29 protein-coding genes, 1 tRNA gene and 2 pseudogenes are annotated in these 25,163 nt (G+C 64.7%); 11 read left to right on the forward strand and 21 right to left on the reverse strand.

Features of this window, described 5'->3' with window-relative positions; translation table 11 throughout:
• Window positions 1-635: 635 nt before the first annotated feature.
• Window positions 636-2,477: a tetratricopeptide repeat-containing sulfotransferase family protein gene (locus ABNQ38_RS21645; protein ID WP_377807982.1), complete on the forward strand. Its 1,842-nt coding sequence runs from the start codon at window positions 636-638 to the stop codon at window positions 2,475-2,477.
• 20 nt (window positions 2,478-2,497) lie between these two features.
• The gene (locus ABNQ38_RS21650) at window positions 2,498-3,766 is read left to right on the forward strand and encodes a glycosyltransferase (RefSeq protein ID WP_377807983.1); all 1,269 of its coding nucleotides are present in this window, start codon (window positions 2,498-2,500) and stop codon (window positions 3,764-3,766) included.
• 147 nt (window positions 3,767-3,913) lie between these two features.
• Here the strand turns inward: ABNQ38_RS21650 and ABNQ38_RS21655 are convergent.
• A pseudogene (locus ABNQ38_RS21655) lies at window positions 3,914-4,818 on the reverse strand (IS5 family transposase).
• Between the two features lie 135 nt (window positions 4,819-4,953).
• Between ABNQ38_RS21655 and ABNQ38_RS21660 the strand changes: the two are divergent.
• A pseudogene (locus tag ABNQ38_RS21660) lies at window positions 4,954-5,945 on the forward strand (IS481 family transposase).
• 500 nt (window positions 5,946-6,445) lie between these two features.
• On the opposite strand, the gene ABNQ38_RS21665 reads toward ABNQ38_RS21660, so the two are convergent.
• Window positions 6,446-6,530: transfer RNA gene (locus ABNQ38_RS21665), tRNA-Leu, on the reverse strand.
• A 255-nt stretch (window positions 6,531-6,785) separates the two neighbouring features.
• Between ABNQ38_RS21665 and ABNQ38_RS21670 the strand changes: the two genes are divergently transcribed.
• Window positions 6,786-6,959: a hypothetical protein gene (locus ABNQ38_RS21670; protein WP_167421852.1), complete on the forward strand. Its 174-nt coding sequence runs from the start codon at window positions 6,786-6,788 to the stop codon at window positions 6,957-6,959.
• Window positions 6,960-6,972: 13 nt separating this feature from the next.
• On the opposite strand, the gene ABNQ38_RS21675 is transcribed toward ABNQ38_RS21670, so the two are convergent.
• Both ABNQ38_RS21675 and ABNQ38_RS21680 read right to left on the reverse strand, forming a co-directional pair.
• Entirely contained in the window at window positions 6,973-7,218 is a 246-nt protein-coding gene (locus ABNQ38_RS21675) for a hypothetical protein (protein WP_222527524.1), read from the reverse strand.
• Window positions 7,219-7,336: 118 nt separating this feature from the next.
• Window positions 7,337-8,122, reverse strand: a complete 786-nt coding sequence (locus tag ABNQ38_RS21680; RefSeq protein ID WP_377807985.1) for a competence/damage-inducible protein A — start codon at window positions 8,120-8,122, stop codon at window positions 7,337-7,339.
• Between the two features lie 66 nt (window positions 8,123-8,188).
• Here ABNQ38_RS21680 and sfsA point away from each other — a divergent pair, with 66 nt between their 5' ends.
• From sfsA to ABNQ38_RS21695, 3 genes are all read left to right on the forward strand, one after another.
• Entirely contained in the window at window positions 8,189-8,941 is a 753-nt protein-coding gene (gene sfsA / locus ABNQ38_RS21685; RefSeq protein ID WP_377810105.1) for a DNA/RNA nuclease SfsA, read from the forward strand.
• A 60-nt stretch (window positions 8,942-9,001) separates the two neighbouring features.
• Complete coding sequence (map, locus tag ABNQ38_RS21690; protein WP_377807986.1) at window positions 9,002-9,811, forward strand: type I methionyl aminopeptidase; 810 nt, start codon at window positions 9,002-9,004, stop codon at window positions 9,809-9,811.
• A 611-nt stretch (window positions 9,812-10,422) separates the two neighbouring features.
• Complete coding sequence (locus ABNQ38_RS21695) at window positions 10,423-11,094, forward strand: hypothetical protein (protein ID WP_377807987.1); 672 nt, start codon at window positions 10,423-10,425, stop codon at window positions 11,092-11,094.
• 327 nt (window positions 11,095-11,421) lie between these two features.
• Here ABNQ38_RS21695 and ABNQ38_RS21700 read toward each other — a convergent pair whose 3' ends face one another.
• The 10 genes from ABNQ38_RS21700 to ABNQ38_RS21745 all read right to left on the reverse strand — a co-directional run bounded on the left by ABNQ38_RS21700 (window position 11,422) and on the right by ABNQ38_RS21745 (window position 18,272).
• A complete protein-coding gene (locus tag ABNQ38_RS21700) occupies window positions 11,422-11,670 on the reverse strand; it encodes a hypothetical protein (protein WP_377807988.1) in 249 nt (82 codons plus the stop codon).
• 140 nt (window positions 11,671-11,810) lie between these two features.
• A complete protein-coding gene (locus tag ABNQ38_RS21705; RefSeq protein ID WP_377807989.1) occupies window positions 11,811-12,428 on the reverse strand; it encodes a lysozyme in 618 nt (205 codons plus the stop codon).
• Window positions 12,429-12,523: 95 nt separating this feature from the next.
• Window positions 12,524-13,141 carry a hypothetical protein gene (locus ABNQ38_RS21710; protein WP_377807990.1) on the reverse strand — a complete coding sequence of 206 codons (618 nt, stop codon included), beginning with the start codon at window positions 13,139-13,141 and terminating at the stop codon, window positions 12,524-12,526.
• Between the two features lie 73 nt (window positions 13,142-13,214).
• Window positions 13,215-13,481, reverse strand: coding sequence for a hypothetical protein (locus ABNQ38_RS21715; RefSeq protein WP_377807991.1), 267 nt, complete (start codon window positions 13,479-13,481; stop codon window positions 13,215-13,217).
• Between the two features lie 2 nt (window positions 13,482-13,483).
• On the reverse strand, window positions 13,484-13,894 hold the full coding sequence (locus ABNQ38_RS21720) for a hypothetical protein (protein WP_377807993.1): 411 nt from the start codon (window positions 13,892-13,894) through the stop codon (window positions 13,484-13,486).
• Between the two features lie 196 nt (window positions 13,895-14,090).
• Window positions 14,091-14,945, reverse strand: a complete 855-nt coding sequence (locus ABNQ38_RS21725; RefSeq protein ID WP_377807994.1) for a hypothetical protein — start codon at window positions 14,943-14,945, stop codon at window positions 14,091-14,093.
• Between the two features lie 72 nt (window positions 14,946-15,017).
• Window positions 15,018-16,097: a hypothetical protein gene (locus tag ABNQ38_RS21730; protein ID WP_377807995.1), complete on the reverse strand. Its 1,080-nt coding sequence runs from the start codon at window positions 16,095-16,097 to the stop codon at window positions 15,018-15,020.
• The gene (locus tag ABNQ38_RS21735) at window positions 16,094-16,630 is read right to left on the reverse strand and encodes a hypothetical protein (protein ID WP_377807996.1); all 537 of its coding nucleotides are present in this window, start codon (window positions 16,628-16,630) and stop codon (window positions 16,094-16,096) included. The genes ABNQ38_RS21730 and ABNQ38_RS21735 overlap by 4 nt, the downstream gene beginning before the upstream one ends.
• Window positions 16,631-16,905: 275 nt before the next feature.
• Complete coding sequence (locus ABNQ38_RS21740) at window positions 16,906-17,436, reverse strand: terminase small subunit (RefSeq protein WP_377807997.1); 531 nt, start codon at window positions 17,434-17,436, stop codon at window positions 16,906-16,908.
• 89 nt (window positions 17,437-17,525) lie between these two features.
• Window positions 17,526-18,272 carry a hypothetical protein gene (locus ABNQ38_RS21745; protein ID WP_377807998.1) on the reverse strand — a complete coding sequence of 249 codons (747 nt, stop codon included), beginning with the start codon at window positions 18,270-18,272 and terminating at the stop codon, window positions 17,526-17,528.
• A gap of 531 nt (window positions 18,273-18,803) precedes the next feature.
• On the opposite strand from ABNQ38_RS21745, the gene ABNQ38_RS21750 reads away from it, so the two are divergent.
• A complete protein-coding gene (locus ABNQ38_RS21750) occupies window positions 18,804-19,052 on the forward strand; it encodes a hypothetical protein (RefSeq protein ID WP_377807999.1) in 249 nt (82 codons plus the stop codon).
• Window positions 19,053-19,166: 114 nt separating this feature from the next.
• On the opposite strand, the gene ABNQ38_RS21755 is transcribed toward ABNQ38_RS21750, so the two are convergent.
• The 6 genes from ABNQ38_RS21755 to ABNQ38_RS21780 all read right to left on the reverse strand — a co-directional run bounded on the left by ABNQ38_RS21755 (window position 19,167) and on the right by ABNQ38_RS21780 (window position 21,781).
• A complete protein-coding gene (locus ABNQ38_RS21755; RefSeq protein WP_377808000.1) occupies window positions 19,167-19,430 on the reverse strand; it encodes a hypothetical protein in 264 nt (87 codons plus the stop codon).
• Window positions 19,427-20,218: a DNA-methyltransferase gene (locus tag ABNQ38_RS21760; protein WP_377808001.1), complete on the reverse strand. Its 792-nt coding sequence runs from the start codon at window positions 20,216-20,218 to the stop codon at window positions 19,427-19,429. Before ABNQ38_RS21760 ends, ABNQ38_RS21755 begins: the two co-directional genes overlap by 4 nt.
• A 73-nt stretch (window positions 20,219-20,291) precedes the next feature.
• Window positions 20,292-20,609 (reverse strand): hypothetical protein, encoded by a 318-nt coding sequence (locus tag ABNQ38_RS21765; protein WP_377808002.1) that lies wholly within the window; start codon window positions 20,607-20,609, stop codon window positions 20,292-20,294.
• A 103-nt stretch (window positions 20,610-20,712) separates the two neighbouring features.
• Complete coding sequence (locus ABNQ38_RS21770) at window positions 20,713-21,324, reverse strand: hypothetical protein (RefSeq protein WP_377808004.1); 612 nt, start codon at window positions 21,322-21,324, stop codon at window positions 20,713-20,715.
• A complete protein-coding gene (locus tag ABNQ38_RS21775; RefSeq protein WP_377808005.1) occupies window positions 21,321-21,479 on the reverse strand; it encodes a hypothetical protein in 159 nt (52 codons plus the stop codon). Before ABNQ38_RS21775 ends, ABNQ38_RS21770 begins: the two co-directional genes overlap by 4 nt.
• An 11-nt stretch (window positions 21,480-21,490) precedes the next feature.
• On the reverse strand, window positions 21,491-21,781 hold the full coding sequence (locus tag ABNQ38_RS21780) for a hypothetical protein (protein WP_377808006.1): 291 nt from the start codon (window positions 21,779-21,781) through the stop codon (window positions 21,491-21,493).
• Between the two features lie 112 nt (window positions 21,782-21,893).
• On the opposite strand from ABNQ38_RS21780, the gene ABNQ38_RS21785 reads away from it, so the two are divergent.
• The 3 genes from ABNQ38_RS21785 to ABNQ38_RS21795 all read left to right on the forward strand — a co-directional run bounded on the left by ABNQ38_RS21785 (window position 21,894) and on the right by ABNQ38_RS21795 (window position 24,561).
• Window positions 21,894-22,433 carry a LexA family protein gene (locus ABNQ38_RS21785; protein WP_377808007.1) on the forward strand — a complete coding sequence of 180 codons (540 nt, stop codon included), beginning with the start codon at window positions 21,894-21,896 and terminating at the stop codon, window positions 22,431-22,433.
• Between the two features lie 2 nt (window positions 22,434-22,435).
• Window positions 22,436-23,701 carry a Y-family DNA polymerase gene (locus ABNQ38_RS21790; protein WP_377808008.1) on the forward strand — a complete coding sequence of 422 codons (1,266 nt, stop codon included), beginning with the start codon at window positions 22,436-22,438 and terminating at the stop codon, window positions 23,699-23,701.
• A gap of 200 nt (window positions 23,702-23,901) precedes the next feature.
• Window positions 23,902-24,561 carry a hypothetical protein gene (locus ABNQ38_RS21795; RefSeq protein ID WP_377808009.1) on the forward strand — a complete coding sequence of 220 codons (660 nt, stop codon included), beginning with the start codon at window positions 23,902-23,904 and terminating at the stop codon, window positions 24,559-24,561.
• Between the two features lie 150 nt (window positions 24,562-24,711).
• Here ABNQ38_RS21795 and ABNQ38_RS21800 read toward each other — a convergent pair whose 3' ends face one another.
• Entirely contained in the window at window positions 24,712-25,041 is a 330-nt protein-coding gene (locus tag ABNQ38_RS21800; protein ID WP_377808010.1) for a hypothetical protein, read from the reverse strand.
• Between the last annotated feature and the right edge of the window lie 122 nt (window positions 25,042-25,163).

The following is a 25,163-nucleotide window of genomic DNA, read 5'->3' on the forward strand; positions in this document are numbered from 1 at the left end:
GCTCTGAGCCTGGGCGGCGGTGCCCGCCAGGGAGACCCCAAGCGCAATCGGCGCCGCAACCGCGATCGGGAGGCGTTTCCCCATGGCGAGGCGATTGCGGATCGATGTCGAAGTCGGCGACGGCGGGAACGGCAGGGACATGGAAGTAGCACCCAGACGAGCAAATTGGCGATCGATGCCAGACGTTATCTGGGGTAACCCTAAGCGATATTTCGCCGGAATATCAATATTACTGGAAACTATATTGGTAAAATGCCGCCTTTTCGACTCCGCGGACTGGGAGAGCATTGAAATATACAGGGATTATTTAGAATAATATTCGGTATGACTGACGCAATATTCAAATAATTCAGGGGTTATTGTCTGATTTATGGCGCGGCGTGGCGCGGATCAACCTGAGGTAAACCCTTTCAAGTGTCTGGCTTTTTCTCAATTCCAGCTTATGAGAATCAAAAAAACGGCGGTTTGTTTCAAAGGATCATTTTGTCATAATATATCTCGTCACATTCTGATCAATTTTGTTTATTGAAAAAAATAGTGACAGAATAGCACCGGCTAATGCGATAACGAACTTATGCGGCGCCCGGGTTTTTCTTCGACGGCGCGAAGGATCGGCATTCCGGTGGACGCTTGCCATGGAAAGACGGCAGAAACTTCTCTCTACACCGCCGACCTCGCTCACTGCCGATGAGCATTGCGGCTGCGGCAGCGGGTTGCGCGCCGTCCGCTGCTGCCGGCTCGGCGAATTCAGCACGCTGCCCCCCAAGCTGCCGAAGATCGAAATGCGGACTCGGCGCGCCGCCGAGGCTTTCGACCGCGGCGACCTCGCCGCAGCCCGCCGGCTGTGCCTGGAGATCCTCGATGGGACGCCGACCCATGTCGATGCCCTGACCATCCTTGCCTGCATCCTGCAGATTTCCGGCCCGGTCGACGCCGCCATCGCCGTGCTTCGGCGCATCCGGCGCCTGGCGCCCGACGATCTGGGCGCGACCCAGGATCTGGCCCGTGTGCTTCTGCATGGCTTGAGGCTTACGGAGGCGGAGGTCGAGGCGCGCAATTCCGTCCGGCTCGCCCCCGACAACCCGACCTCCCATGCGCTGCTGGCGATGGTCCTGACCGAAAGCCACCGGCCGCATGCCGGCGAGTTCCATTACCGCCAGACTCTCGGACTGGCGGGACCGGACGCCGTCACCGTGGCCAATCTCGCCTGGAACCTGAAGCTGCAGGGCCGCATCGGCGAGGCGCGGGCGCTCTACGGCAAAGCGGCCGCGCTCGATCCCGCCATCCCACTGACTTGGTTGGGCTGGGCGCAAACCGAGGATGCCGGGCGCGATCTGGCCGCAGCCACGCGCTTTCTCGCGCGCGCCAAGCGGCTCGATCCCGGGCATGGCGACATCGGCAGGTTCGAGGCGGCGCTGCTGGCGCAGCTCGGCGCCCCCGAGGCCGGCCTCGCCGCGCTGGAGCTTGCGGCCGCGCGCCCATCCGGCCCCGATGCCGTCGAACTTCTGGAGAAAGCCCGGCTGCTCGACCGGCTGGGACGCCCCGACGAGGCCTTCGCCGCGATGACCATGGCCAAGGCCCTGATCCGGCAGGGAGGACGGCGGTACGCCGATCAGGAGGTGTCTGACCTGACCGCGCGTCTGACAGGCTTCTTCGTCGCTCCCCGTCTGCGGCTGTTGCCCAGGCCGGAAATGCCGGCGGCCGGACCGCAGCCGATCTTCATCGTCGGCGCGCCACGGTCGGGGACCACGCTGGTCGAGCAGATCCTATCCGCCCATCCGACGGTGGCGGCCGGGGACGAACTGCCGGCCCTGCCCCAGCTGCCCCAGCTGATACCACAGATGCTTTCCAGCCCGCTGCGCTATCCGGAGGCGCTTTCCGAGCTGTGGATGGGAGACCAGCGCGACGGGCTGACACGGCTGCGCGACGAGTATCTGCGCCGTGCCCGTGCCATGATCACGCCTCTTCCCGGCAATAGCCGTTTCACCGATAAGATGCCGTTCAACGAACTGCATCTCGGATTGATCGCCCTCATGTTCCCGACGGCGCCGGTGGTGCACGTGATCCGCCACCCTCTGGATGTCGTCCTGTCGATGATGTCGCAGAACCTGACGCATGGCTTCAATTGTGCCAGCGATCTGGAAACAGCGGCCATCCATTGCCGGCGTATGCTGGAGCTGGTGGCGCATTACCGCACGGAAATCGCAGTGCGCTACATCCCGTTGCGCTATGAAAGCCTCGTCCAGGATTTCGAACCGAACGTACGCCGTCTGCTCGACCTGGCCGGCCTGCGGTTCGACCGACGCTGTCTGCGATTCGATGAAAACCGGCGTCATGCACGCACGGCGAGCTATGCACAGGTGACCGAGAAACTCTATGGCCGGTCGGTGTACCGATACCGGACCTACATGCGCCACCTGAAGCCGGTCATTCCCATCCTGGAGCCGGTGATCGACAGCCTTGGCTACAGCGTTTGACCGCCGCAGGATACCGATCGATGGGCGCTCCGCCTTTCACTGCCACCGCAAGCGCGGCTCCCGGCGGGCCGGATTTCCTGACCGGCGCGCAACGCCATCGGAAAGCGGGCGAACTGGACGCCGCCGCGCACAGCCGGCTTTGCGAGGAGCTGCGCCGCCAGGGGCAATTGGACAGGGCGCTGCATCACGGCCGCCTGTCGCTCGCGCTGCTGCCGGACGCTGCGGAGACGCTCTACAATCTTGGCATCCTTCATTACGACCGCCAGGACGTCGATCATGCGATCCGGTGTGAGCGGCGTGCCATCCGCCTCGATCCGGACAGTCCGGGACCGCATTTCGAGCTGGCCGAGGGGCTGTTGCTGTCGGGACAGCTCGAGGAGGGCTGGGCCGAATATGAATGGCGTTTCCGTCTGCCCGGGGCCCCTCCGCCGATCCCGCCCTCCCTTCTGGCCGCCGGACGGCCCGCTCCCCGTCCGCAGTGGGACGGGCACCCCTTCCCGGGACGGCTGCTCCTGGTCGCCGACCAGGGGTTCGGCGACGTCATCCAGTTCGCCCGCTACATTCCGATGGTAAAGCGGCGCTGCCCGGATCTCGTCATCGCGGCCAGTCCGGAAATGCTGCCCCTCCTCGCGCAGGTTTCGGACAAAGACCGCCTCCATCAGAAATGGGAAAGCCTGCCGGATTTCGACTGCTGGTGCCCGCTCTCCGGATTGCCGCGGCTGTTCGGAACCACCCTTGCGACCATTCCCGCCGACGGTCCCTATCTGCTTGCCGATCCCAAGCTGGCGGCCCGGTGGCGGGAGCGTCTGGACGGGCTGCTCCCGAAGACATGGCGGAGAATCGGTCTCGTCTGGACCGGGCGTTCGACCCACGGCAACGACCACAACCGGTCCCTGCCGCTCCGCTCACTGGCGCCCCTGCTGGACCTCGACGGCATCGCCTTCGTCTCGCTGCAGGTCGGTGGCTCGCAATCCCAGGTCGGCCGCTACTTCGGCAAAGCTCCTCTGGTCAATCTGGGGGCGGAGATAGAGGGCTTCGCCGACAGCATGGCGATCCTCCAGGGTCTCGACCGTCTGGTGTGCGTTGATACCGCCATTGCCCATCTCGCCGGCGCCATGGGACTGCCGGCGTCGGTCCTGCTGCCCTTCGCCTCGGATTGGCGATGGCTGACGAACCGCAGCGATTCACCTTGGTATCCGTCTGTCAGGCTTCATCGGCAGAGCGTGCCCGGCTGTTGGGATGCGCTGATCGAGGAGGTGGCGGCGCTTCTGCGGGCATCGGCACGTTAGCAGGCTGCGGAAAAACGAACATATTCCGGCTTTTTGCCTCCACTGGGGCTTGGAAATGACGTTTCGGCGCCCGTTTTTGTCAGAATGGAGCGCGTTTTCGCGCTGCGAGACGCCCGGAGCCGGCTTTCAGGCGGAGTCCGGGCGTGATTATGCCGCCGCCAGCAGCTTGGGCAGGCGGATCAGGTTGTAGGCGGTAGCGGTCAGAGTGAACATCCAACCGACACGGGCCGTGCCGCGATGACGTGTTTTGCGCAAGCCAGCTCCCTTGATCCAGCCGAACACCTCCTCGATCCGTTTGCGGATTCGCAGGCTGACGGCGTAGCCGGGGTGGCGGGTGGTCCGGCCGTCGATCGCCGAGCGGCGGTTGCTCGTGTTCTGCGCGACATGCGCAGCGGCGCCCAACTCGCGCATGTTCGCCACGAAATCCTTGGTGTCGTAAGCCTTGTCGGCGCCCACCGTGATGCGGTGACGGCCAGGAATGGCCTCGACCATGGAAACCGCCGCCTCGCGTTCGGCCAAGCCGGTGGCTGCCGTCAGCCGGACATCCACCACCGGGGCGTTCCGGTTCTCCATCAGGGCGTGGCCCATGAAGGTCAGCTTCGCCGGCTGCCCGTTGCCCTTGCGGTACAGCCGGGCCTCGGGATCGCTGGTCGAGGCATGGGTCTCGTTGGACCGCCTCTCTCCATGGAAGTCGCGGTCGCCGTTGCGCCCCGGCCCAGGCGGCTCGCCGCAGCCGTCCTTGGGCCGGAAGCTCTTCACCGACGCCCAGGCTTCGATCAGCGTCCCGTCCACCGAGAAATGCTCGTTGTTCCATCAGCTGGCGTTCCGAGCGCACCGAGTAGAAGGCCTGGAGCAGCAGCGCCCGCAGCAGCTTCTCCGGCGGGATCGACGGTCGCCCGATCGTCGAGTACAGCCCCTCGAACGCCGGCGACATCACCTCCAGCGCTTCATCAACGATGGCACGGATCGATCGCAGAGGATGGCTCGCAGGAACACGGGCCTCAGCTCACATAGCTGAACAGGCCCTCGCTGTGTTCGTCCGATCCTCGCATCGTACCTTCACCGGCCGCTTTCTCTGTGATCGCAGAGAATCACGACCGGCTGGCCGGGCATAGCCTTTTTCCGCGGCCTGCTAGGATGTTTAGTCCCGGCATTTGATGGTGCATCCTACGTGCAGGACTGGAGGGATGCACTATGGGCCAAGAGTACTCCATAGGAGCGCCACGACGACAGAGGCGATCCGTCGAGCGATACAACATAGTCAAGAGAGCCTGAAGGCTCTGGCAAAGCGCTACGGGATCAACCCGAAGACCGTTGCCAAGTGGAAAGCGCGGCCCACGGTAACCGACAAGAAGACCGGTCCCAAGGCACCTCGTTCGACGGTGCTGTCGGTGGAAGAAGAGGCAGTCGTCGTCGCTTTCCGGCGCTATACCCTGCTGCCGCTCGATGACTGCCTCTATGCCCTGCAGCCGAGAATCCCCCACCTGACCCGGTCTTCACTGCACCGCTGCCTGCAGCGCCATGGCATTGCCCGCCTGCCTGATGTCGAAGGAGACAAGCCGGTCCGCAGGAAGTTCAAGGCCTATCCCATCGGCTTCTTCCATATCGACATCGCCGAGGTTCGGACCGAACAGGGCAAGCTGCACATGTTCGTCGCCATCGATCGAACGTCGAAGTTCGCCTTCGTCGAACTGCATGAGACGGCGACGACAGCTACCTCTAGGGACTTCCTGCTGCGCCTGATCGCTGCCGTCCCCTACAAGATCCACACGGTGCTCACCGACAACGGCATCCAGTTCACCACACCGGGCGGCGGCGGATCGGCCGTCTCCTTGATCAAGGAAGCCATCGCTAAGGGCGAGCGCTTCCGGGCCCATGCCTTCGAACTTACCTGTGCGCGTCACGACATCGACCACCGCACGACCAAGCCCAAGCACCCGTGGACCAACGGCCAGGTCGAGCGCATGAACCGCACCCTCAAGAACGCTACGGTCAAGCGCTTCTACTACGAAAGTTCCGGCAACACCTCACCGACTTCGTGGCCGCCTACAACTTCGCACGTAGGCTCAAGACCCTGAAGGGGCTGACACCATACGAGTTCGTCTGCAGAGCTTGGCGCAAAGACCCCTCCAGCTTCACCGAAAACCCGCACCATCAAACGCTGGGACTAAACATCTAGGTCTATGGGTCGGTCGCAAGCGATCTCCGGCCGGCGCCGCGTGACGACGCCATCGGCGTCCATATTGCAGCCGTCGGGCGGTCCCACCAGAAACAGGGTTGGGCGCCCCTTCTCCTCGAAGTCGCCGCGCCACATGAATTGGATGAGCCGTTCCAGGATGGTATCGGCGTCTGTGGCCTTGCCCCCCAACGGCCATTCGACCGCGATCTCCTCGAAGGCGGGCTCGTCGTGAAAGGTAGTGAATGGGGTTCGCAGGACGCCTCCGCATGGCGTGCCGCATGGTCGATAGGAACGGAAACCCGGTGCGGTACCGGGCTTGTCGGATGGCCGTCCTATCCGCCCCTGTTTCAGATAGTGAGCGGGCTCGGAAACTGCCAATCGTGCGACAGCGTCCTTGCGGGATCACAAAGGCCGCCGAAATCGATCCGCGTGATTGCTGAGCGTTTCGCTGCTGAATCCCACCCGCGAACTACGCCGGGATTTCTCAAGCACTTTCAAGATGGTGCGGGCGGCGGGACTCGAACCCGCATACCAAGAGGTGAGGGATTTTAAGTCCCTTGCGTCTACCGGTTTCGCCACGCCCGCGCCCCGGACTCTGCCATCGCAAGCCGATGCTGGCGCACCGGATCGACGACGGCAAAGCTCATGTCCACGAAGCGGCCCCGCGTTGCCCGCGGAGATTGCATACTAGGATATGCAACGCACCGTTCCGTGGTCATGACTTAGACAATCGCGGGGCTGCGGGTCAAGGGGCCTTCGCAATACCGCAGGCATTCCCATATCGAAGGATGCGCAACTGGGGGCCGGCCCAGACCGGGTCGCGGACAGGAAGGAGACGGCGTGAGCGAGACGCAATGGATGTCGCTGGTGGCGCTGCTGATGGTCGCGGTTCTGGTGGTGCCGGCGGCCCTTCGCCGCAACCGCGGAGTGGTGCTGCGCAACGCGGCGCTGTGGCTGGCGCTGATCGTCGCCCTCGTCTGGATTTACGACCGCTTCGGACCGTTCGGCAACTGACAGCGGCCATGCCTTAGGGGCGGGTGTCCTCGTTCATCGTCATGATGCCGATTCCCATCGACACGCTGCCGAAGGTCAGCATCAAACCGGCATACAGCATCACCGTGGCGGTGATGCCGTATTCGCTGCTGCCGATCAGGGTCGCCAGCTTGGCGACGTCGAACCACAACAGCCCGGTCGCCAGCACCACGGCGCCGACGATGCCGGCGAACAGGTGGCGGAGAAGAAACAGCAGCGCTGATTTCTCGAAGCTCTTCATGGCGGGGCTCCCGCGGCGGGCAAGACGGAGATGAGAGGAATTTAATGTAGGACCGGATCGGTCCGCGGCAATCGATCCGCCGACATATCCCTCGTCAGAGCGGCCGCCATATCCGCCATTACCCTTTCGTACCAACCGTGACGGTCGGCGTGCCGCCAAGACCGCGGATGATCTCCGCCAGCTCGTCGGCCGCCCCCGTCACCTCCGCCTCGTCGGTGCCGCGCAGCACCAGGCTGACGCCGAAGAAGCCGTTGCGGAAGTAAGGATAACTGCCGATCTCCAACGCCGGATGGCGGTCCTGCAGGGCCGACAGCTCGGCGGCGATCACGCCCTCGCCCAGCTCGCAGGCCACCGTGCGGGCATGCAGCGCCGGCCCGCCGGTGAGCCGTGGCAGGATGCCGTCCAGCATCGCCTGCATGATGTTGGGCACGCCGGCCATGACGAAGACGTTGCCGATCTGGAAACCGGGCGCTTGGCTGATCGGGTTGTCGATCAGGATGCCGCCGGCCGGGACGTTGGCCATGCGCAGCCGCGCCTCGTTCAGCTGACCGGCGGCGTAATGGCGCTCCAGCCGGGCCACGGCCTCCGGATTGCGCTCCAGCGCCACGCCGAAGGCCTTGGCGACGCAGGCGGCGGTGATGTCGTCGTGGGTCGGACCGATGCCGCCGGTGGTGAAGACGTAGGTGTAGCGGGCGCGCAGGGCGTTGACCGCGGCGACGACTTCCTCCTCCACGTCGGGCACCACGCGGGCCTCGCGCAGCCGCACGCCGATCTCCGTCAGCTTTTCGGCGATATGCCCCAGGTTGGCGTCCTTGGTGCGGCCCGACAGGATTTCGTTGCCGATCACCAGCACGGCGGCGGTCGGGTTGGCTCCAATCTCGTTTGCAGCAGCTTCGGACGTCATCTGGCTGGGGTCTCCATCGGAAGGCACTTGTCGGGCGGGAAGGCCAAGGGTAGCGTCGCCGCCAAGATGCGCTTTCCCACCCCCCTTCTTCAAGGCCGCCTGATCCGCCGCTACAAGCGGTTTCTTGCCGACGTTCTGCTGGACGGGGTGGAGGTGACGGTGCATGTCCCCAATTCCGGCAGCATGATCGGGCTGGACCTTCCGGGCTCCGCCGTCTGGCTGTCGCGCTCCGACAACCCCAAGCGCAAGCTGGCCCACACGCTCGAACTGGTGGAGGCCGCCGCCCCCTGGGGCGAGGGGCTGGTCGGCGTCAACACCGGCCATCCCAACGCCCTGGTCGCCGCCGCGATATCGGCCGGCACCATCCCGGAGCTGGCCGGCTACGGCCGGCTGCGGCGTGAGGTGAAATACGGCCGCAACAGCCGCATCGACGTGCTGCTGGAGGACGATCCGGCCAAGCCCGGAGCCAATCATCTCTCTTTGAGGCCTCCCGCCTATGTCGAGGTGAAGAACGTCCATCTGCGCCGCCCCGAAGGTCCGCATGGCGACGCCGCCGAGTTTCCGGACTGCGTCACCGCCCGCGGCGCCAAGCATCTGAAGGAGATGACGGCGATGGTGGCGCAGGGCTGCCGCGCGGTCATGCTCTACCTTGTCCAGCGCGGCGATTGTTCCCATTTCCGCACGGCGGCCGATCTCGATCCGGCCTATCATGACGGACTGCGCCGCGCGCTGGATTCGGGGGTGGAGGCGCTGTGTTGGTCTTGCGCGATCACGCCCGAATCGATTGAATTGGACCGGCCGCTGCCGATCCGGCTTTAGGGTCGCGGCAGCAGGTCTTCGGCATCCGGCTTTTGGTTACCTGGCATAGGGGCTTTCGTCTTGGAACAGGATCACGTCGAATCCAACCGCGTCCGCCTTCATGGTCCGGAGGGATTCGAAGGCATGCGCAAGGCCGGTCGTCTGGCCGCGCTGGCACTGGACTACATCGTCCCTTATGTCCAGCCGGGCGTCACCACCGGCGAGCTTGACCGCCTGCTGGAGCAGTTCATCCGCGACCATGGCGGCATCCCCGCCCCGCTGGGCTATCGCGGCTTTCCGCGCGCCAACTGCATCTCGGTCAACCATGTCGTCTGCCACGGCATTCCCGGCGACAAGCGTCTGGTCGACGGCGACATCCTGAACATCGACGTGACGCCGATCGTCGACGGCTGGTACGGCGACAGCAGCCGCATGTATCTGTGCGGCGACGTCGGCGTGAAGGCGCGCAAGCTGGTGGATGTCACCTATGACGCGCTGATGATCGGCATCGCCGCGGTGAAGCCGGGCGCCACGCTGGGCGACATCGGCCACGCCATCCAGACCTTCGCGGAATCCCACCGCTTCTCGGTGGTGCGCGACTTCTGCGGCCATGGCGTCGGCCGCGTCTTCCACGAGCCGCCGTCGGTCCTGCATTACGGCAAGCCGGGCGAAGGCTTGGTGCTGCGGGAAGGCATGATCTTCACCATCGAGCCGATGATCAACACCGGCCGCCCCGACGTGAAGATCCTGGGCGATGGCTGGACCGCCGTGACCAAGGACAAGTCGCTGTCCGCCCAGTTCGAGCATTCCATCGGCGTGACGGCGGACGGTGCGGAGATCTTCACCCTGTCGCCGGCCGGCTTCACGAAGCCGCCCTACCCGACGGAGTGAGGGAGAGGTACATTGCGGGGAGAGTGGCGGGCGCCGTGTCGGGAGATGCGGCGTCCGAGTTGTTTGTGGCAGCCGCCAAGCACTCGATTGACCAGCGCCATAACGGAGAGCCGCGCAACACCCCCGAAACGATCAAGGGCCCGGCAATTGCTTGCCGAGCACTTGAAGAAATTGGTGCCGCAACAGGGATTTGAACCCCGGACCCACTGATTACGAAAACGTTGACTTCGCTTGAAACTCTGAGTTTTTCCCACTTTCACCCCGAATTTTGCTCTTAGTAATATCAATGCTTTATCGGGTTGGTGGGAAAGATTGGCCTTGTGCATGTCGAGTGGTCAAGGGGCAGATGTACTGCCGGTCTTGCTGCTCTAGAAAACTGAGGATGCCATACTCAGCGGTTGCCAGCCTGATCCTCACCAGCATGGTGCTGGCGGGGGATCTATACCTCCGGCGCGGTTGAACGATCGGATTGGGATAAGATTATCGAAACAGATCATCGGCATTATATCAAATCCAAAAGAAAGAAACAGACGGAATAGTTTCATGCCTAACGGGTTCATTCCTGCATCTGCTCCACCTTCAGAGCATTGCCAGGAAAAAGGGGAAATGGCATGGGCTGGCCTGCGCCAATGTTTTCTAAGATCGCACTTATCGGCTTGATAATGATGCTATCCGCCTGCGTAACGCATCTGGACCCATTACCTCCAGAAATCACTAAAGTGACTATTCCTGAGATAGGATCTTTAGAAACCAGAGATATTGGAGTTCCACTTATTGAACAAGGAACGAAATACACTTATGAAGCATTGATCCCAAAAAAAGAAATTAGACAATATTCGATACTTAGACCTGGATATTTTGCATTTAACGGTGACTTGTATGCAAAAATGGGAAGAGACGGAAAAAAGTGGTATTGCGGGAACATGGTTTATGTAGCCTCGAATGGTGAAAAAGACCCCATAGGGGAACGTTGCCAAAATGATGATTTATTAGAAAAAGAATGGAACATGCCTAAAGGCACGTATGATGCGAAGATTATTTCTCGAATTTACAATGACAACTATCAAGTCACTTTAATATATACAGGAAGGATTGGTGATAAGATTAATGTAACTTATCGTGAATTTAGAAATGACTGGGCTAGGCCGGTGCTCACACAAGATTTAACTTTTGATCTTTCTAAAGGTCGAGTTATCGGCATGAGAGGCGCTCGAATTGAAGTGATAAATGCAACAAACACAAGCATTCAATATAAAATAATATCTGGATTTTTCACGAGATGAATTCTATAATATATATAGCGTCATGCTTAATATATGGCGCTTTAATTGCATGTCAAAACATCATATCGACATGATTGAGTCGCTTATTTGTTTAAAACAGAGGCATTTTGATATAATATATTGGAGATATGCAACGAATATTAATTCGCGATATTTGAGATGCAGTGTTCACCGTATAGACACCGTGGCCACCTGCATCAGCCTGCCGGCGTCCACCCACACAGGCGAGCGCCGGTCAGATTGTGCGCCAACAGCTGCTCAGCCGTGTCATCTGTGAACAGATCCGCCCGACTGGTGTAGATCGGGCGGAAAGCAGCACACCCTCCCTCAGTCCCGGCTCCACTGGTCGCGCAGCCGCTCAGCAGCGCCAGCAGGATGCCGGCGCAGATCATCTTCAATCCCATGGCGCACCTCTGCGTTCCGGAGTGCCTGCGTGGTCGACTCGAGGACGGCATCCTGCCGCCCCGCCCGGCGCTGAAGCGCGCCGAAGGTGACGATCCCCGCCAGCATCACGCTGGCGAGGATCAGGCCGGCAGCCGCTCGGCCCCAGCCGGTGGCGAGAATGGCCAGCATCATGCCGCCTTGCGCTGGTCGTCCCAGCGCCGATAGAGCATCACCGCCACCGCCGCCCCCAGCAAGCCGGCCACCGCCCAGCCCAGCGCCCCCGACGGCAGTGCCTCCAGCAGCTCCTTGATCGCCGCCGAAACGTCGCGCGCCTAGTCCAGCAGCACGGCCACACCAGCGAGGCCCAGCGCACCGCCGCCGCTGACGGCGCTGACCGACTTGGCCATCGGCTTCATGGCCGGCGCCGGCTCGGCAATCCGGCTAACGGGGTAGACATCGTCCGAAAGGAACAGCGCCGCCTCGGCTGCCCGTCGCTTGACCAAGCCGGGCATCACTTTGCCGGCGCCGCGCGTCCATTTGGCGAACTCGGCCGCGGCGCCGGCAGCGTCACCAACGTTCAGCTTGCGCAGCATCGTGCTGGGCTGGCCGATCTTCAGGGTGACAAACCCGTCCTTGCCGGCATCCTTGCCCTTGGCCTTCCGGCCGGGGCCAATGTTCATGACGAAGGCCACCAGCGCCCCGCGCTGGTTGTCGGTCAGCTCGACGGTGACGGCGCGGTCGACCACCGCCGCGGCGGCGTCCAGATCGGCCTGCAGCTGCTGCTCGGCCTGCACCTCGGTGATGCGCAGGCCCGGCCGAACGTCCGGGCCGGTGTGACCGTAGCCGATCGTCCAGGGAGCGCCACCGGTGGCGGGATCCGGGTAGGCGGTGAGGCGCAGGCCTTCGGCCTCCTTCACCAAGTCGACGGCGGCTTGCGGGATGGCACGCATAGCGGAAACTCCTTCGCGCATGAAAAAGGCCGCCGGGTGCATGCCGGGCGGCTTGGTGGAGGTCAGCAGCGGGTGGCGTGTTAAGTTTCGGCGCCTCACTTGAGGGCGGAAAAATCGACGTTCCCGGCCACCAGCACCGCGCCGATCGCGGCGCCGGCGCCGGCGCCGGTCAGGAACTCGCCCCACTCGGTCGGCCTGGTGAGGCGCCAGGGCAGCGCCGGCAGCTGAGTGCCGGCGAGATAGGCCAGCACCATGGACAGGCCGCCCAGCGGCAGCCACATGGCCGCCGGGTGATCGTGGGCCAGCGGCAGGGCAATCAGGTACAGCCGGGCAATGCCAACGGCTGCCAAGTAGCCCAGCTTGTTCGGCAGGCTGATGCGGGCGGTCCAGCTGGCCGGGTAGTCCGCCGGCGTCTCGGTCAGGTTCTGCCCGGCCGAGTGCGGCAGCCAGGCCATGCCGGCGAAGGCGAGCGCACCGCATTGCGCCGCGGTGATGGCGGCGGCGCGGTCAAGCGTAAGACCGGCCAGCAGCAGGTAGACGTCGACCGCCACAGGCAGCGCCCAGAAGAGTGCCCGCGCCCCGGTGGTGCCCAGCGAGTCGTGGTCCTGCCCGCGCTCCCGGAAGGCACAGGCGAGGAAAAGGGCCGACAGTGCCAGCTCGCGCCAATGCACCGCCAGCCAGCCGGTGAGCACCGGCCAGAGGGTGGAGACCATCGAGTCCTCCGGACATGAAAAAGGCGCCTCGCGGGCGCCGGGTCGATCAGGCTTGGAGTGTTGTCGCGGCCGATCAGGCCGGCGGTGCGCCCAGCGTCATCCGTTCACGCCAGAAAGCGAGGTGCCCCTCCCATGCCTTGCGGCAATGGTCGGTCTCGCCGGTGACGTGGCGGTTGAGCCAGTTGACGAATGCCACCCTGCGAAAACCCCACCAGCGGGCGCGTGGCGTGGCACCGAAGGTGGCCAGCTCGTAGGAGGCGGCGCTGAAGGTGATCTCGCGCTGTCCGCCGGCCAGCATATTCAGCAGGCAGGACAGCAGGGATACCAGTTCGCCCAGCATGGTCAGGCCTCGATCATGGCGGCTTCGCGGAACAGGTCATTGAGCTGGGCAGATGTCAGGCCCAACGTTTCGGCCATGCTGTTGACCAGCGTGCCGTTACGCGTCAACTCGTTGGCGTATTCCCATGCCTGCCGGGCGGTGGAGTTGGCCGGCAGCGCCAGCAGGGCGTCGTTGACCTGGTCGAACAGCCCGGCGGCCAGCAGCGCAGCCCGCGCCTGGAAGTTGGTGACGGTGACCGGCACCGGCGGCCTGGCTGCCTCGATCTCGGCCGGTGTCAGGTCCACCAACTGATAGGTGACCGCTACGGCGTCCCCGCCGATCGACCACTCGTCCACCGGCAGGCGCTCGGCCCGCCGGCCGGCCTCCGCCGGCGGATCGTCCAGGACCGGCAGCAAGCGCCAGCCGGGGCACATTGCCGCCCAATCCTCGGCCGACCAGAGCCGCCACGCCTCGGCCGGGTGTTGAACGTCACCAGGACCGACGAAAAGGGCAGCCTCTTCGATTATCGAAAACGAGCCATCACCCCGCACCAGAGCCACAGGGAAAACGATCATGGCGCCACCTCAGTAGTTGTGTTGGATTACCTGGCGCATGCAGAATTCAGCGCCGCTAGATGTAGGGCCGATAAACGATGACAGCCAAACCGGGGTTTGAAACGGAGTTGGCGTAACTGGGAACTCCCGCACTTCCGCCGTAATACGGGCTCGCTGTGTTCGGCGGCTGGGTTGCCTGAAGTGCCGCAGTCTGCAAATCGCTCGCGAGACAGTCAGCCGCAACATACCCAGAGCCACCACCGGAACCGGTGCCACCACTCCCGGTCCAGCTCCCGTTACCACCGCCACCACCATGGTACCCGCCGCCGCCGCCGCCGCCGGCCTCGCGGGTGTTACCACCCGCGCCGCCGTTCATGCCGCTGGCGTTCCCGCCCGGTCCGGTTTGTGTTCCACCCGTCGACGAGCCCGTGCCGTTTCCGCCGGACAAGCCGCCGCCGCTTCCGCCGCGATAGCCAGGCTCGCCACCAGTGCCGCCGCCGGCGCCTGCGATGGTTTTGAATGCGTTGTCGATAAGCCCGACCGTGGCACCCCCGCCACCGCCGCCACCGCCGCCATGGTTATAGCCATCGGTTCCGGTGCCACTGACACCACCGTTGCCGAAACCGCCTGCACCGGTTCCACCAAGCGACGGCCCGTTGCCGTTCCCGCCGCCCGTTCCTCCTTGGCCGGCGCCATACTTGATTACCTGCCCTGCCTGGACCTTGAATTTCCCATAGGCGTAGCCCCCAGGCCCGCCGGGCGTTGTACCCCATCCCGAGCCGCCACCAGCCGCGTCCCACAGATAGAACTCAACCTCGCCGTCAGCCGGCACCGTAAAGGGCGATAAAGTCGCCGAAGTTGTGCTGTATTGCGTTGGAGGTCCGGGGACACTAGGCCCGGCGCCCATCATCAGAGGGTCGAAGCCGAACATGTTCAGGCCCCCTTGACGATGCTGTAGTAGAATTTCCCGTCGCTGTAGACTTTGCCAACCGCGAAATTCGTTTTACCCGTACCCGTGTTTGCGGAGGTGCCACCCACATTGATGCAGTTGCCACCGAAGGACATCACGCGGCCACCTATCCCGTCCTGCGTCCACTTGATGGAGATTTGCTGTGCCTTGCCCGCCCCCCGGCACCCCGGTCGGGTTGCCGATGACAGCCGCGGCGGAGATGGTACCGCAATCGAACTCCACCCCGGCTGCGCAGTCCGGAGTGAACACACCGCCCACGTTGTTCAGGGTGACCACCGACACGGTCATACCCTTGTAGAAGTGCAGCACCCCGTTGGCCGCCGTGTGGAACACCTCGACGCCGGACACCACGAAGCCCAGCACGCCAGCGGCCGAGCGGTAGAAGCCGCTCGTCGCCTCGCCGATCCGCAGGCCCAGATTGCCGGTATCCGTCCCGGCGAAGGTCTGCAGCCAGCCGGTCAGCGTGCCGCCGACCTTCGCAAGATAGCCCGCCGGATCGAAGGTCTGCGCCGCCGCGGCAGAAGCCGCAGCCGCCGATGCACTGTTGGCCGCATTGCCGGCACTGGTCGCTGCTGCCGACGCACTGGCGGCAGCCTCGCCGGCCTTCGTCGTCGCAGTCGATGCGGATCCGGCTGCAGCCGTCGCGGAACCGGCAGCCTCCCCCGCCTTGGTCGTGGCAATCCCCGCCTGCTGCGTTGCTGTCGTAGCCGAACCTGCCGCGTTGCCTTCGCTGGTGGCGGCCGCCAGCTTGGAGGCGTTGGCCGCCGTGGCGCTGCCGGATGCGGCCGAGGCACTGCTGGCCGCAGCGGTGGCCGAGCCCGCGGCGTTGCCCGCGCTGGTGGCCGCCGCGACCTTGGAGGCATTGGCCGCCGTGGCGCTGCCGGCGGCGGCAGTTGCCGACGCCGCGGCATTCCCCTCGCTGCTGAAGGCCGCGCTCAGGGCATCACCCACCCCGGTGCCCACCGTGCCGATGTCCTGGATGCAGGGATCCCAGTTGTCGGCCATGCCACCGACACCGGTGAGGCCGCCCGGGTTCTGCGCCGTCTTCTCGTCGCCGTTGTAGTAGGTCAGCAGCCGTTGGGCCGCCGCCAGCATGGTGGCCAGCGTCGTCATGTCGTCACCTCACCAAGGGAAATCGTGGCGGCGCTGTGCAGGTCGTTCAGGTACTTCTGGCTGAAGTCCTCGATGACCTGGAAAAGCCCGCCATAGCGGTAGCAGTGGAAGGCGCTGTCGGTGTGGCCGATCCAGACGCCGGGCGCCCCGTCCAGCGCCGGCAGCTCGTACAGCGTCGGCGGTGCCGACAGCTCGGCCACCCAGGCCGGCAGCTCGGCCGCCGCATCGGCGCTGAAGGTCAGGGCGGTCTCGACGGTGGCCACCTTGGCCGAGCTGCCCCACGCCGCAGCGATCTCGTCGTCCACCGCAGACGGCACCTCGACCCACTCCTGGGTCCAGCGGGTGGCGTCGGCCGCGGTGGCGTCGGCGGCGGCGCTGCTGGACGGGCTGGGGTTGTGGGCGCAGCGCAGCACCACCTGTTTGGCCGGCGGGTTGTGCTGGCCCTCGACATACTGCAGGCCCGTGGTGGTGCCGGCGGCGCTGCTGTAGGTGCGGATCGCCACCGCGGCGTCTGGACGGGGAACCCGCGTCACCACCAGCTGACCGTCGGTGCCGACATACCAGCCGCCGCGGGGACGGATCGCACATCAGGTCCACCAGCCCGCGCTGGTAGCCGTAGAGCGTCACCTTGCCGTGCTCGGCCCCGGTGCCCTTCGGGATCCAGCCAAAGCGTTCGGCCCAGACCGAGCCGCTCATGCGCTCCTGGAATTTCAGGCTGCCCTCGAACAAGGCGAGCAGCGCCCGGCGCAGCTCGCCCCGCCCGGTCCGGTAGTCGCCGTGACGGTGGGCGCTGACCCGCGCCGCCGCCTCAAGCCCCCGGCTCATCGCCCACCGCAGCGCCCCAGTTTTTAACCAGCTCGTCGCGGGCAGCGTCGAAGGCCCGATTGATTTCCGTCTCCGCCATCGCCTGGATTTCCGGTGCCCCGGTCATCGCCGCGGCGCGGCCGGCGATCTTGGCCACCGCGTTGGACAGGCCGGTCCGCAGGGAGATGCAGAAGCCGGCGACGTCGGCCGCCGCCTCGTGGCGGTTCACCACCTCGTTCAGCGCCTCGTCGGCCTTGATCTCGGCCACCACCGCATCGGCCACCGCCTTGCGGCGCTTGGCCTCGTCGGCGGTGATGACGCCGATCTCGCCCGCGTAGCCGGCGGCGACGTCGGCCACGGCGCGGTCCACCAGCCAGCGGTGAACGTCGGCCGTCGCGAAGGCCCATTCCCGGCCCTTGGCCCCCTTCTCCGCGAAGGGGCAGCCGTCGCGCACCCACGCGTCGACGGTGGGCAGGCTGACGCCGAACAGGTCGGCCAGCTCCGCCCGGTTCACCCGTTGGCCCGGTTTGGACATAAACAAAAACCTCGTTTCGAAATTTTCTCAGAGGGTGGACCGGTGCGGCCCGAATTACCCTCGTGGGTGGTACCCCCCGGAAGGACCCGTCAACGCCGGGCGGCGAAGCGGGCGTTGACCGTCCGCACCGCCTCCTCCAGCCGCCGGCCGATGTTGGCCCGCACCGCCCGCTCGACGATGTCGTGGAAGCGGAAGCGCGGGCGGTAGCTTGGCGCCCGGACGAAGATCACCACCGGCCGGGCGTCGGCGCCGTCGCGCTGGTAGATGCCCGGCGGCAGCCCGCCGGCGTTGCCCGGCAAGGCGGCGAAGTAGCCGTTGCGCCGCCGCTTCTTCCGGCTGCGCGCGCTGTCGCTTCGGTTGGCGGTGTATCCCTGCTCCCCGAAGGCCCGCGTCTGCGACAGGATGCGCACCACCTCCGACCGCCGCATGTTGCCGTAGGCGTCCAGCCTGGCTTCCTCACCGGGGACGGCGAACATGCCGGCCGGCAGCAGGCCGGCGGCCCGCAGCTGGCGCTCCATCCGCTTGTCCCGGCGCGGCCCGCCCTCGACGTTGGGCAGCAGGTAGCGCGCCGCCGGCGTGCCCTTGCCGGCATCGTCCTTGAAGCCCACCCACGCCACCGGGTCCGCCTTGGTGGCGGGCCGGACGAAGGTGGACTTGATCGTGTAGGGCGTCGGCCGGTCGAAGGTCTCCGGCAGCGCCCACTGCACCGCCAGCTTGGCGTCCTGCGCCGTCCTGGTCAGCGCCATCGGCAGCGCGTAGCGGGTGATCTGGTCGCCGTACTGGCGCAGCGCCGTCTTCACCCGGTCGGCAGAGGCCTGGATCCGCGCGTCGGCCATTTTCTTTTTGTCCCAAATGTGACGGCGATCACAGCCGGCTGTTCTTCGCCCGATGACATTGGCAACTCGAAATCATGCTGAAATTGCCGGCCATTCGACATGGTCAGGACCAGTAGGATCAGGATGTCTCAGAAGCCTCAGCCCCTGGCGATCTGCCTGGAATGTCGAGCGCCATACCTCGGGTTGGAGCCGATCACGTACGGGTGCAAAACGCAGACCCCCGCCGGCCGTTGTGACGGCGAGGTGGTTGCCAGATGGCGCGACGATGATTGGATCGTCTGCCCATCCTGCGGTGGAGGCGGTTGTCCGGAATGCCGCGATCTCGGCTGGCTGCCCGTGCCACACTGACGTCGTGAGCCGAACCAGACAGATCATATCGTTCTACATACGTAATATTCGGTCTGGTTCATCGCAGCACGCCCGACAGTCAGGAGAAAATATATGCCCAAATATTGCGCGCCTGATAAACGTTTCTTTTTTAGCGCGACGAAAACAATGACGCAGTGTTGATCTTCCCGAAGGGAAGAAGTCATGGACTATGAACTTAGCTGCTATATCACTTTGTCGTCCGCCCCCGTACATGAGGAGGCAAGGGAGACGTTGATTAAAGCCGTGCATACCTTCGAATCCGATCTGAAGCGAGCGGGCATTGGGTATGCTCTTGACCTTCAAAACATCCGGCAAGCTCGCACCGTGATCCATAGCGTGCACGCTGGCATGGAGATACGGCGAGCCGCCGCCGAGCCGGACGAGACCGCGCCCTCAGACGGCCACGAATAGTGCGCTGGAGTTCAGGGAAATCAGCCATCTCTCAGTTCTGGACTTAGAGGCGGCATTCAGAACCCTCATTCGATGATAGCCCTGGCGGAAACCCGCTGGTCTGCCATCGGTTTTCTACGGCTGGCGGCCCGCCTCCCCATCAAAGTGTTCACGCGTGAACACTTTGGACCGACCACGAAAGCGGTCCCGGAAGTCGAGCGCCAGCAGCACCAGGCGCCCGACCACCAGCGCCACCGTGCCCCAGAAGGCCAGTTCCTGCGCCGGCCCATGCAGGGCGTCGAGCCACCAGCCCATGGTGCCGCCGATCGTGACGATGACGCCATCGGTGGCGGTGCGGGCGGTGAGGCCGTGCATCACGTCCTCCAGGTGCATGGTCATGCCGCCAGTTCCTCGGTGAGGTTGGCCAGCCGTTGCCAGCCGGCCTCGAAATAGCGCCGGTCGCGCTCGATGCCGATGAAGCGCCGGCCCGTGGTCAGGGCGGCATGGCCGGCCGACGCGCTGCCGAAGAACGGGTCGAGCACCGTCTCGCCCGGCGGGCAGACGGTGCCGATCAGCTCGGCCAGCAACCCCACCGGCTTCTCCGTCGGGTGGGCACCGAACCGCACCGGCGCATGGCGCAGCACGTTGGCCACGTTGCGGCGCAGCGGCTCCGTGCCCTTGCCCTTGGTGAAGTGGTGGATCAGCTCGTGCTGGTGACGGAAGTGCGTCCCCATGCCGAAATAGGTCTTGTCCCACACCAGCAACCCCACCCGCTTCAGGTCGGCGCTTTCCATGGCGTCGGCCGCATGGCCGGACAGGAACAGCGCCGCCTCGCCCCCGTCGATGGCATCGGCCAGATGATCGCCCATGCGCCAGTCGATGAAGGCCAGCACATGGCCGCCCGGCTTCAGCACCCGCTGCCACTCCATGGCGCAGGCGCGCAGCAGGTGGAGGAAGCCGCGCGTGCTCAGGCTGTCGGAGCCGAACCACCGGTCGCCGGCGCCCTTGGTCGACCGCGTCATGGTCTTGCCGCAGGCGGTGCGGCCAGCCTCGCGGGTGGCCCCGCTGGAATAGGGAACGTCGGTCAGCACCAGGCCGACCGAGCTGTCGGGAAGCTCCCGCATCCGGTCGATGCAGTCGCCCAGCATCAGCGTCGCGGCGCCGATCGTCACGGAATGGGAGGTCATTGCGAAACCCTTGGATTTCAGCCGTTTTTCAGGGGTCAGCTTGCGATAATGCCGATTTTCGCAAGCTCAGGACTCAGGGCGTTCCGACCATCAGCGGCTTGACGAAGAAGGCATCGTCCCCGCCTTCGATGACGACGCCGGGAATGGTCGCGGCCACCTTCGGCTCCGCCAGCAGTGCCGCCCGGTCGACCTCGCTCTTGGTGCGGAGGAAGCGCCGCAGCTTGCGGTCTTCCTCCAGCCAGGGCGCCCGGATCCAGCCCTGCGCGGTCCGGATCTCGATCGCCTCGATGTCGGCGCGGAAGGGTCCGCCCTGGTAGGTGATGCGCACGGCGAAATGACGATCCACCGGGCCGAGCTGAAGGCACAGCACGCCGTCCCATTCGGTCCGCATGGCCAGCCCCCGGACAGCAGAAGGCCCGCCGCGGCAGCTGCCGGGCGGGCCTTCCTTCACACGCAATTCGTCCCGCTCACCCTGTCAAGGAATCGACCCTTCGTCAAGGACTATATTCCCATGGCGTCGCCGGAGCGGTAAAGCCGGCGAGCACATGATCGTGCAGGCCCCAGCCGCCGATCCGCTCTAGTAGCGCCGTCATGCCGGCATGCCAGCCGGCATAATCGGTGTTGGCCTCGACGATCTCGGCATCGCTGTGGGCTGGCTCCAGCGGGCACCATTTTACCTGCACTTGCCGGCGCCCATCGCCGAAGCTGCGGAAATGGAATCCCCGCTCTTCCTCGACGATCCGGCGTTGCCCACGGGCATCGAACAGCGACTGGCCGCGCAGCACAGAACGCTTGGCCAGTTCCGAGCGGGTCGGCACGAACTCCCACCGCTCGGCCGTGACATGCCGGTATCGGCCGCGCGCCTCGCTCGGCCGCTTCACCGCCACCATGGCCGGCACCAGCGGCAGCCAGTCCGGCCGGGTGCCGGATCGCCCGTGGTAACGGACGAGGCGCCGCTGCCACGAGTCCAGCCACCCCACCGCGTTGGCCACCGCCTCGGCATCGGGATGGACCGTCACGGCGATGCCGCGCACCGGTCCGCCGCCGTCCACCCGGTCGCCGGTCTCATGGCGGCGCAGCAGCTCGGCCACGCCGTCGCCGCTCACGCCCTGCGGTCCCACCCATGGTCATTCGCCACGGCCTCGATGTCGAACAGGCCGGACTGGACGCGGTCGGCCTGCTGGTCGCGCAGCGCCCACGTCACCAGGGTTTCGAGGTCGAGGCGCCGGCGGGTGTCGCAGCGGGCAAAGGCTAAGGCCACGATGCCCCCGATCAGGCTGCAGCCGGCACGGCCACCGGCTGGCACAGCGCGCCAGGAAACAACATGCCGATGCCCACCACCAGCGTGTCCAGGGCTTCCATGGAAATCTGTCCCGGGTCGATGCGGCCGGTGTGCTGCAGGTAACGCGCTTTGGCGAAGAGGTCTTGCGGCGTCAGGATGTCGCCCTTGACCAGGACCTCCTCCAAGTTTCCACGCAAGGCCTCGATATGGTCAGCGTCGCCACTGCCCAACGCCTCATAGGCAAGGAAAACGGGCATCAGCTTGGAATCATTGGCAGGCATAGGGCGACCTCCGGCGACCACCCGGCGGCACACATCCACCAGGGTCGTTAGGATTGTTTGCCCAAAAGGATTACCAATTCCTTGCGACAAATTGCGCGGACAGGATTTTTTGTTGCTTTTCCCCAGCATGGTCCCATGGAACCGCTGTCAACCGATCAATGTTCTTGAAAAGTTCTTATGCAGCGCCATCCTGACGGCCAGTGTCAGCAGTAAGGAGGAAGCCATGTGCGAGCCGCAATTGGTCTACATGCATTCGTGCCCAATTGCCTCATACGATGCCGTGATCTCGGCAGGCTTCCCCAGCCCGGCGGCCGACTATGTCGAAGGCCGCATCGATCTTGCGGAGGTGCTGGTGCCGCACCCCAGCGCCACCTTCACCCTGCGCATCAGTGGCCACAGCATGACGCGCGCCGGCATCCACGATGGGGACTTGGCGATCGTCGACCGAAGCCTGACGGCTCGGCATGACGACGTCGTGGTTGCCGTGCTGGATGGCGAGCTGGTGTGCAAGCGCCTGCTGATCCGGCGCGGGCGCTATTACCTCGCCCCGGAGTCGGACGATCGCGCGTATCAGGTCATCGACATCACCGATCGTCTCGACTTCGAAGTTTGGGGCGTCGTCAGCGCGACCATCCGGATCCACCGGGGCTGACGATGGCCAGCACCTTCGCCCTGGTGGACTGCAACAATTTCTATGTGAGCTGCGAGCGGGTCTTCAACCCGCGGCTGGAGGGGGTGCCGGTCGGCGTGCTGTCGAACAACGACGGCTGCTTCGTCGCCCGGTCGGCCGAGTTGAAGGCGCTGGGCGTCACCATGGGCCAACCCCTGTTCGAGGTGCGCGACCTCGTCCGCCGCCACAATGTCCGGATCCTGTCCAGCAACTATGCCCTCTACGGGGATCTCAGCGCCCGTGTGACCGATTGCCTGCGGGGCTTTGCTCCGGCTCTGGAGGTCTATTCGATCGACGAGTCGTTCCTCGATCTGACCGGAATGACGGGCTCCCTGCCCGCCTATGCCGCCGATATCCGCCGGACGGTACGGCGCTGGACCGGCATTCCGACCTGTGTCGGGATCGCCCCTTCCAAAACGCTGGCGAAGCTGGCGAACTTCGCTGCCAAGAAAGCCTTGCGAGATGATAGCGGCGTCTGCGACCTGACCAACCCGGACGATCGGGAAGCAATTCTCGCGCGGGTGGCAATCGCCGAAGTGTGGGGTATCGGCCGGCGATCGGCCGAGAAGCTGGAGCGGCTGTCCGTGCATACCGCGGCCGACTTGCGCGACCTCGACCCTCGGCTCGCCCGCCAGGTTCTGACGGTGACCGGTGAAAGGCTGGTTTACGAGCTGCGCGGCATCGCCTGCATGCCGCTCGACCTGGCGCCCAGCCCACGCAAGACCATCGCGGTGACGCGCTCGTTCGGCCAGCCGGTGACGGTGTGGGAGGAGATGCGCGAGGCGGTTGCCACCTACGCCACCAGGGCGGCGGAGAAGCTTCGCACGGAAAAGCTCGCGACCGAAGCCGTCCAAGTATTCTGCCACACCTCGCCATTCCGCCCCGGTCCAAGCTACAGCAGTGCAGTGACGGTGGAGGTGCAGCCGGCGAGCAGCGACACCTTCCAGCTGATTGCTGCTGCAACCGCCGGCGCCCGCCGGATCTGGCGTGACGGCTACGACATGAGCAAGGCTGGCGTAATCCTGACCGGCCTTATCCCGGAGGGAAAGGTGCAGCCCGACCTGCTGCAGGTCGCCGATCGGCAGCGCGGCGCGAAGCTGATGGCCGCGCTTGATGCGGTCAACACCAAGATGGGACGGAACACCCTGGTGCCGGCGGCGACCATCGGCCGCTCTTGGCACATGCGTCAGGACCAGCGCTCGCCCAGCTACACCACAAAGCTGGATGAAGTTCCGGTGGTGCAGGCCTGACAGCGGCACGGCCCATTCAGAGCGCCACTCCCGCTCCAAGCCGCCCCTGGTTGAATGACCATTGAACAGAAATCCGGAAGATGGTAATTGCGCCAAAGCTTTTTCGGCGCATATCAGGCCGAATGCTCAACGTTAACGCGCCCCGCGAGACAAGTATGCAAAGAGAAAAATTCATGCTTAGAGCGGCTGTAGTTTTTTCCATGGCTTTGCTGGCCACCGGCTGCACGACGATTGAAGTCGCCCCGGCGCGCCATAACGTCGGCCAGACGACTGAGTTCGGGAAGGACACGGTCGTAAGCGTCGGCGACGTAATGTTCGGGCAATTTGACTACCGGGCCGTGAACGGCGCTGTCCTTCTCGACGATCTGAACACTGGCTACCAGGCCATGACGATCAAAGCCCCGGCCGGCTATACGCTCGTCGAGTCACGGATCGACAAACAGTTGAGCTACTGCTCGACGACACCAATCATCTACAACATCTTCGGCAATCCGGTCTTCCACGCCTGCTTCTTCGACCGCGACAACGACAAACGCCTCGAGGCAGTTATACCGGCACTCGCTGACAACTGGGGCGACAAGCCGATGCCGCCAGTCGGCTACGAGTTAACGCAGCTCAACAGCTCTGGAAAAGGGTTCAAGTACGAACTCCTCTACAACGGCATCTCGGGCAACACCCTGAACATCACGTATCGAGAGTTCGTGGATCAGATGGCGAGGCCGGCCTTCCAACAGGATCTGACCTATACGGTCTCATCCGCAGGGCCCACCGACATCGTGTTCCGCGGCGCCCGCATGACGGTCTACAAGGCGGACAACACGTCTGTTCGGTTTGTCGCGCATAGCGGTGTGCGCAAGTGACAATCCGCCGCCTGCTTGGTCGGAGCCAAGCAGGCGGCTTTGGGCCAGCAGTGAGTGGTTCGGAATGCCTGCGCCATTCCTCCAGCGCCGCATTATGCAGTTCCACCACATGCCGCACAACGTCGGCCACCGCCGAATCCGGCGCGACCATCACCAGCAGGTAGCGGCGTACGCCGTCCAGTTCGACGGTGATGGCGCCTGGATCGGCCGGGTCCATGCCCAGGGTAGCGACAGCGCTGCCGCGAAGCGTGACTCGCGCGGCGGCGCTGGGACAGGCGCAGCCCCCTTCTCCACCGGCCGGGCCGTCGCCGGCATCACCGCCGGCACCTTCAGCGCCTCCACCTCCACCCTTGTCACCGCCGGGTGGATCGTGCCGGCGTCCAGGGCCTGCTGGCGGGTGTCGTCCGGCAGGGTGGCGATGGCGTAGAGGGTGCTCATCGCTTCCGGCAGACGGTCCAGCGGCACCTGCCCCTCGTCCACGAAAGCGGCGATCTCGCGCAGCTTGCGGGCGGTTCGAGGTGCTGAACGGCAGGTCGTTCGTTACCATCGCCTCGTATTCGCCGTGCGGCAGGGCCTCCTTGGCCTCGTTCAGGCGGCGGCCA

Origin of the sequence: Azospirillum sp. A29 (genome assembly GCF_042604625.1) — a bacterium.
GTDB classification, from domain to species: domain Bacteria; phylum Pseudomonadota; class Alphaproteobacteria; order Azospirillales; family Azospirillaceae; genus Azospirillum; species Azospirillum palustre.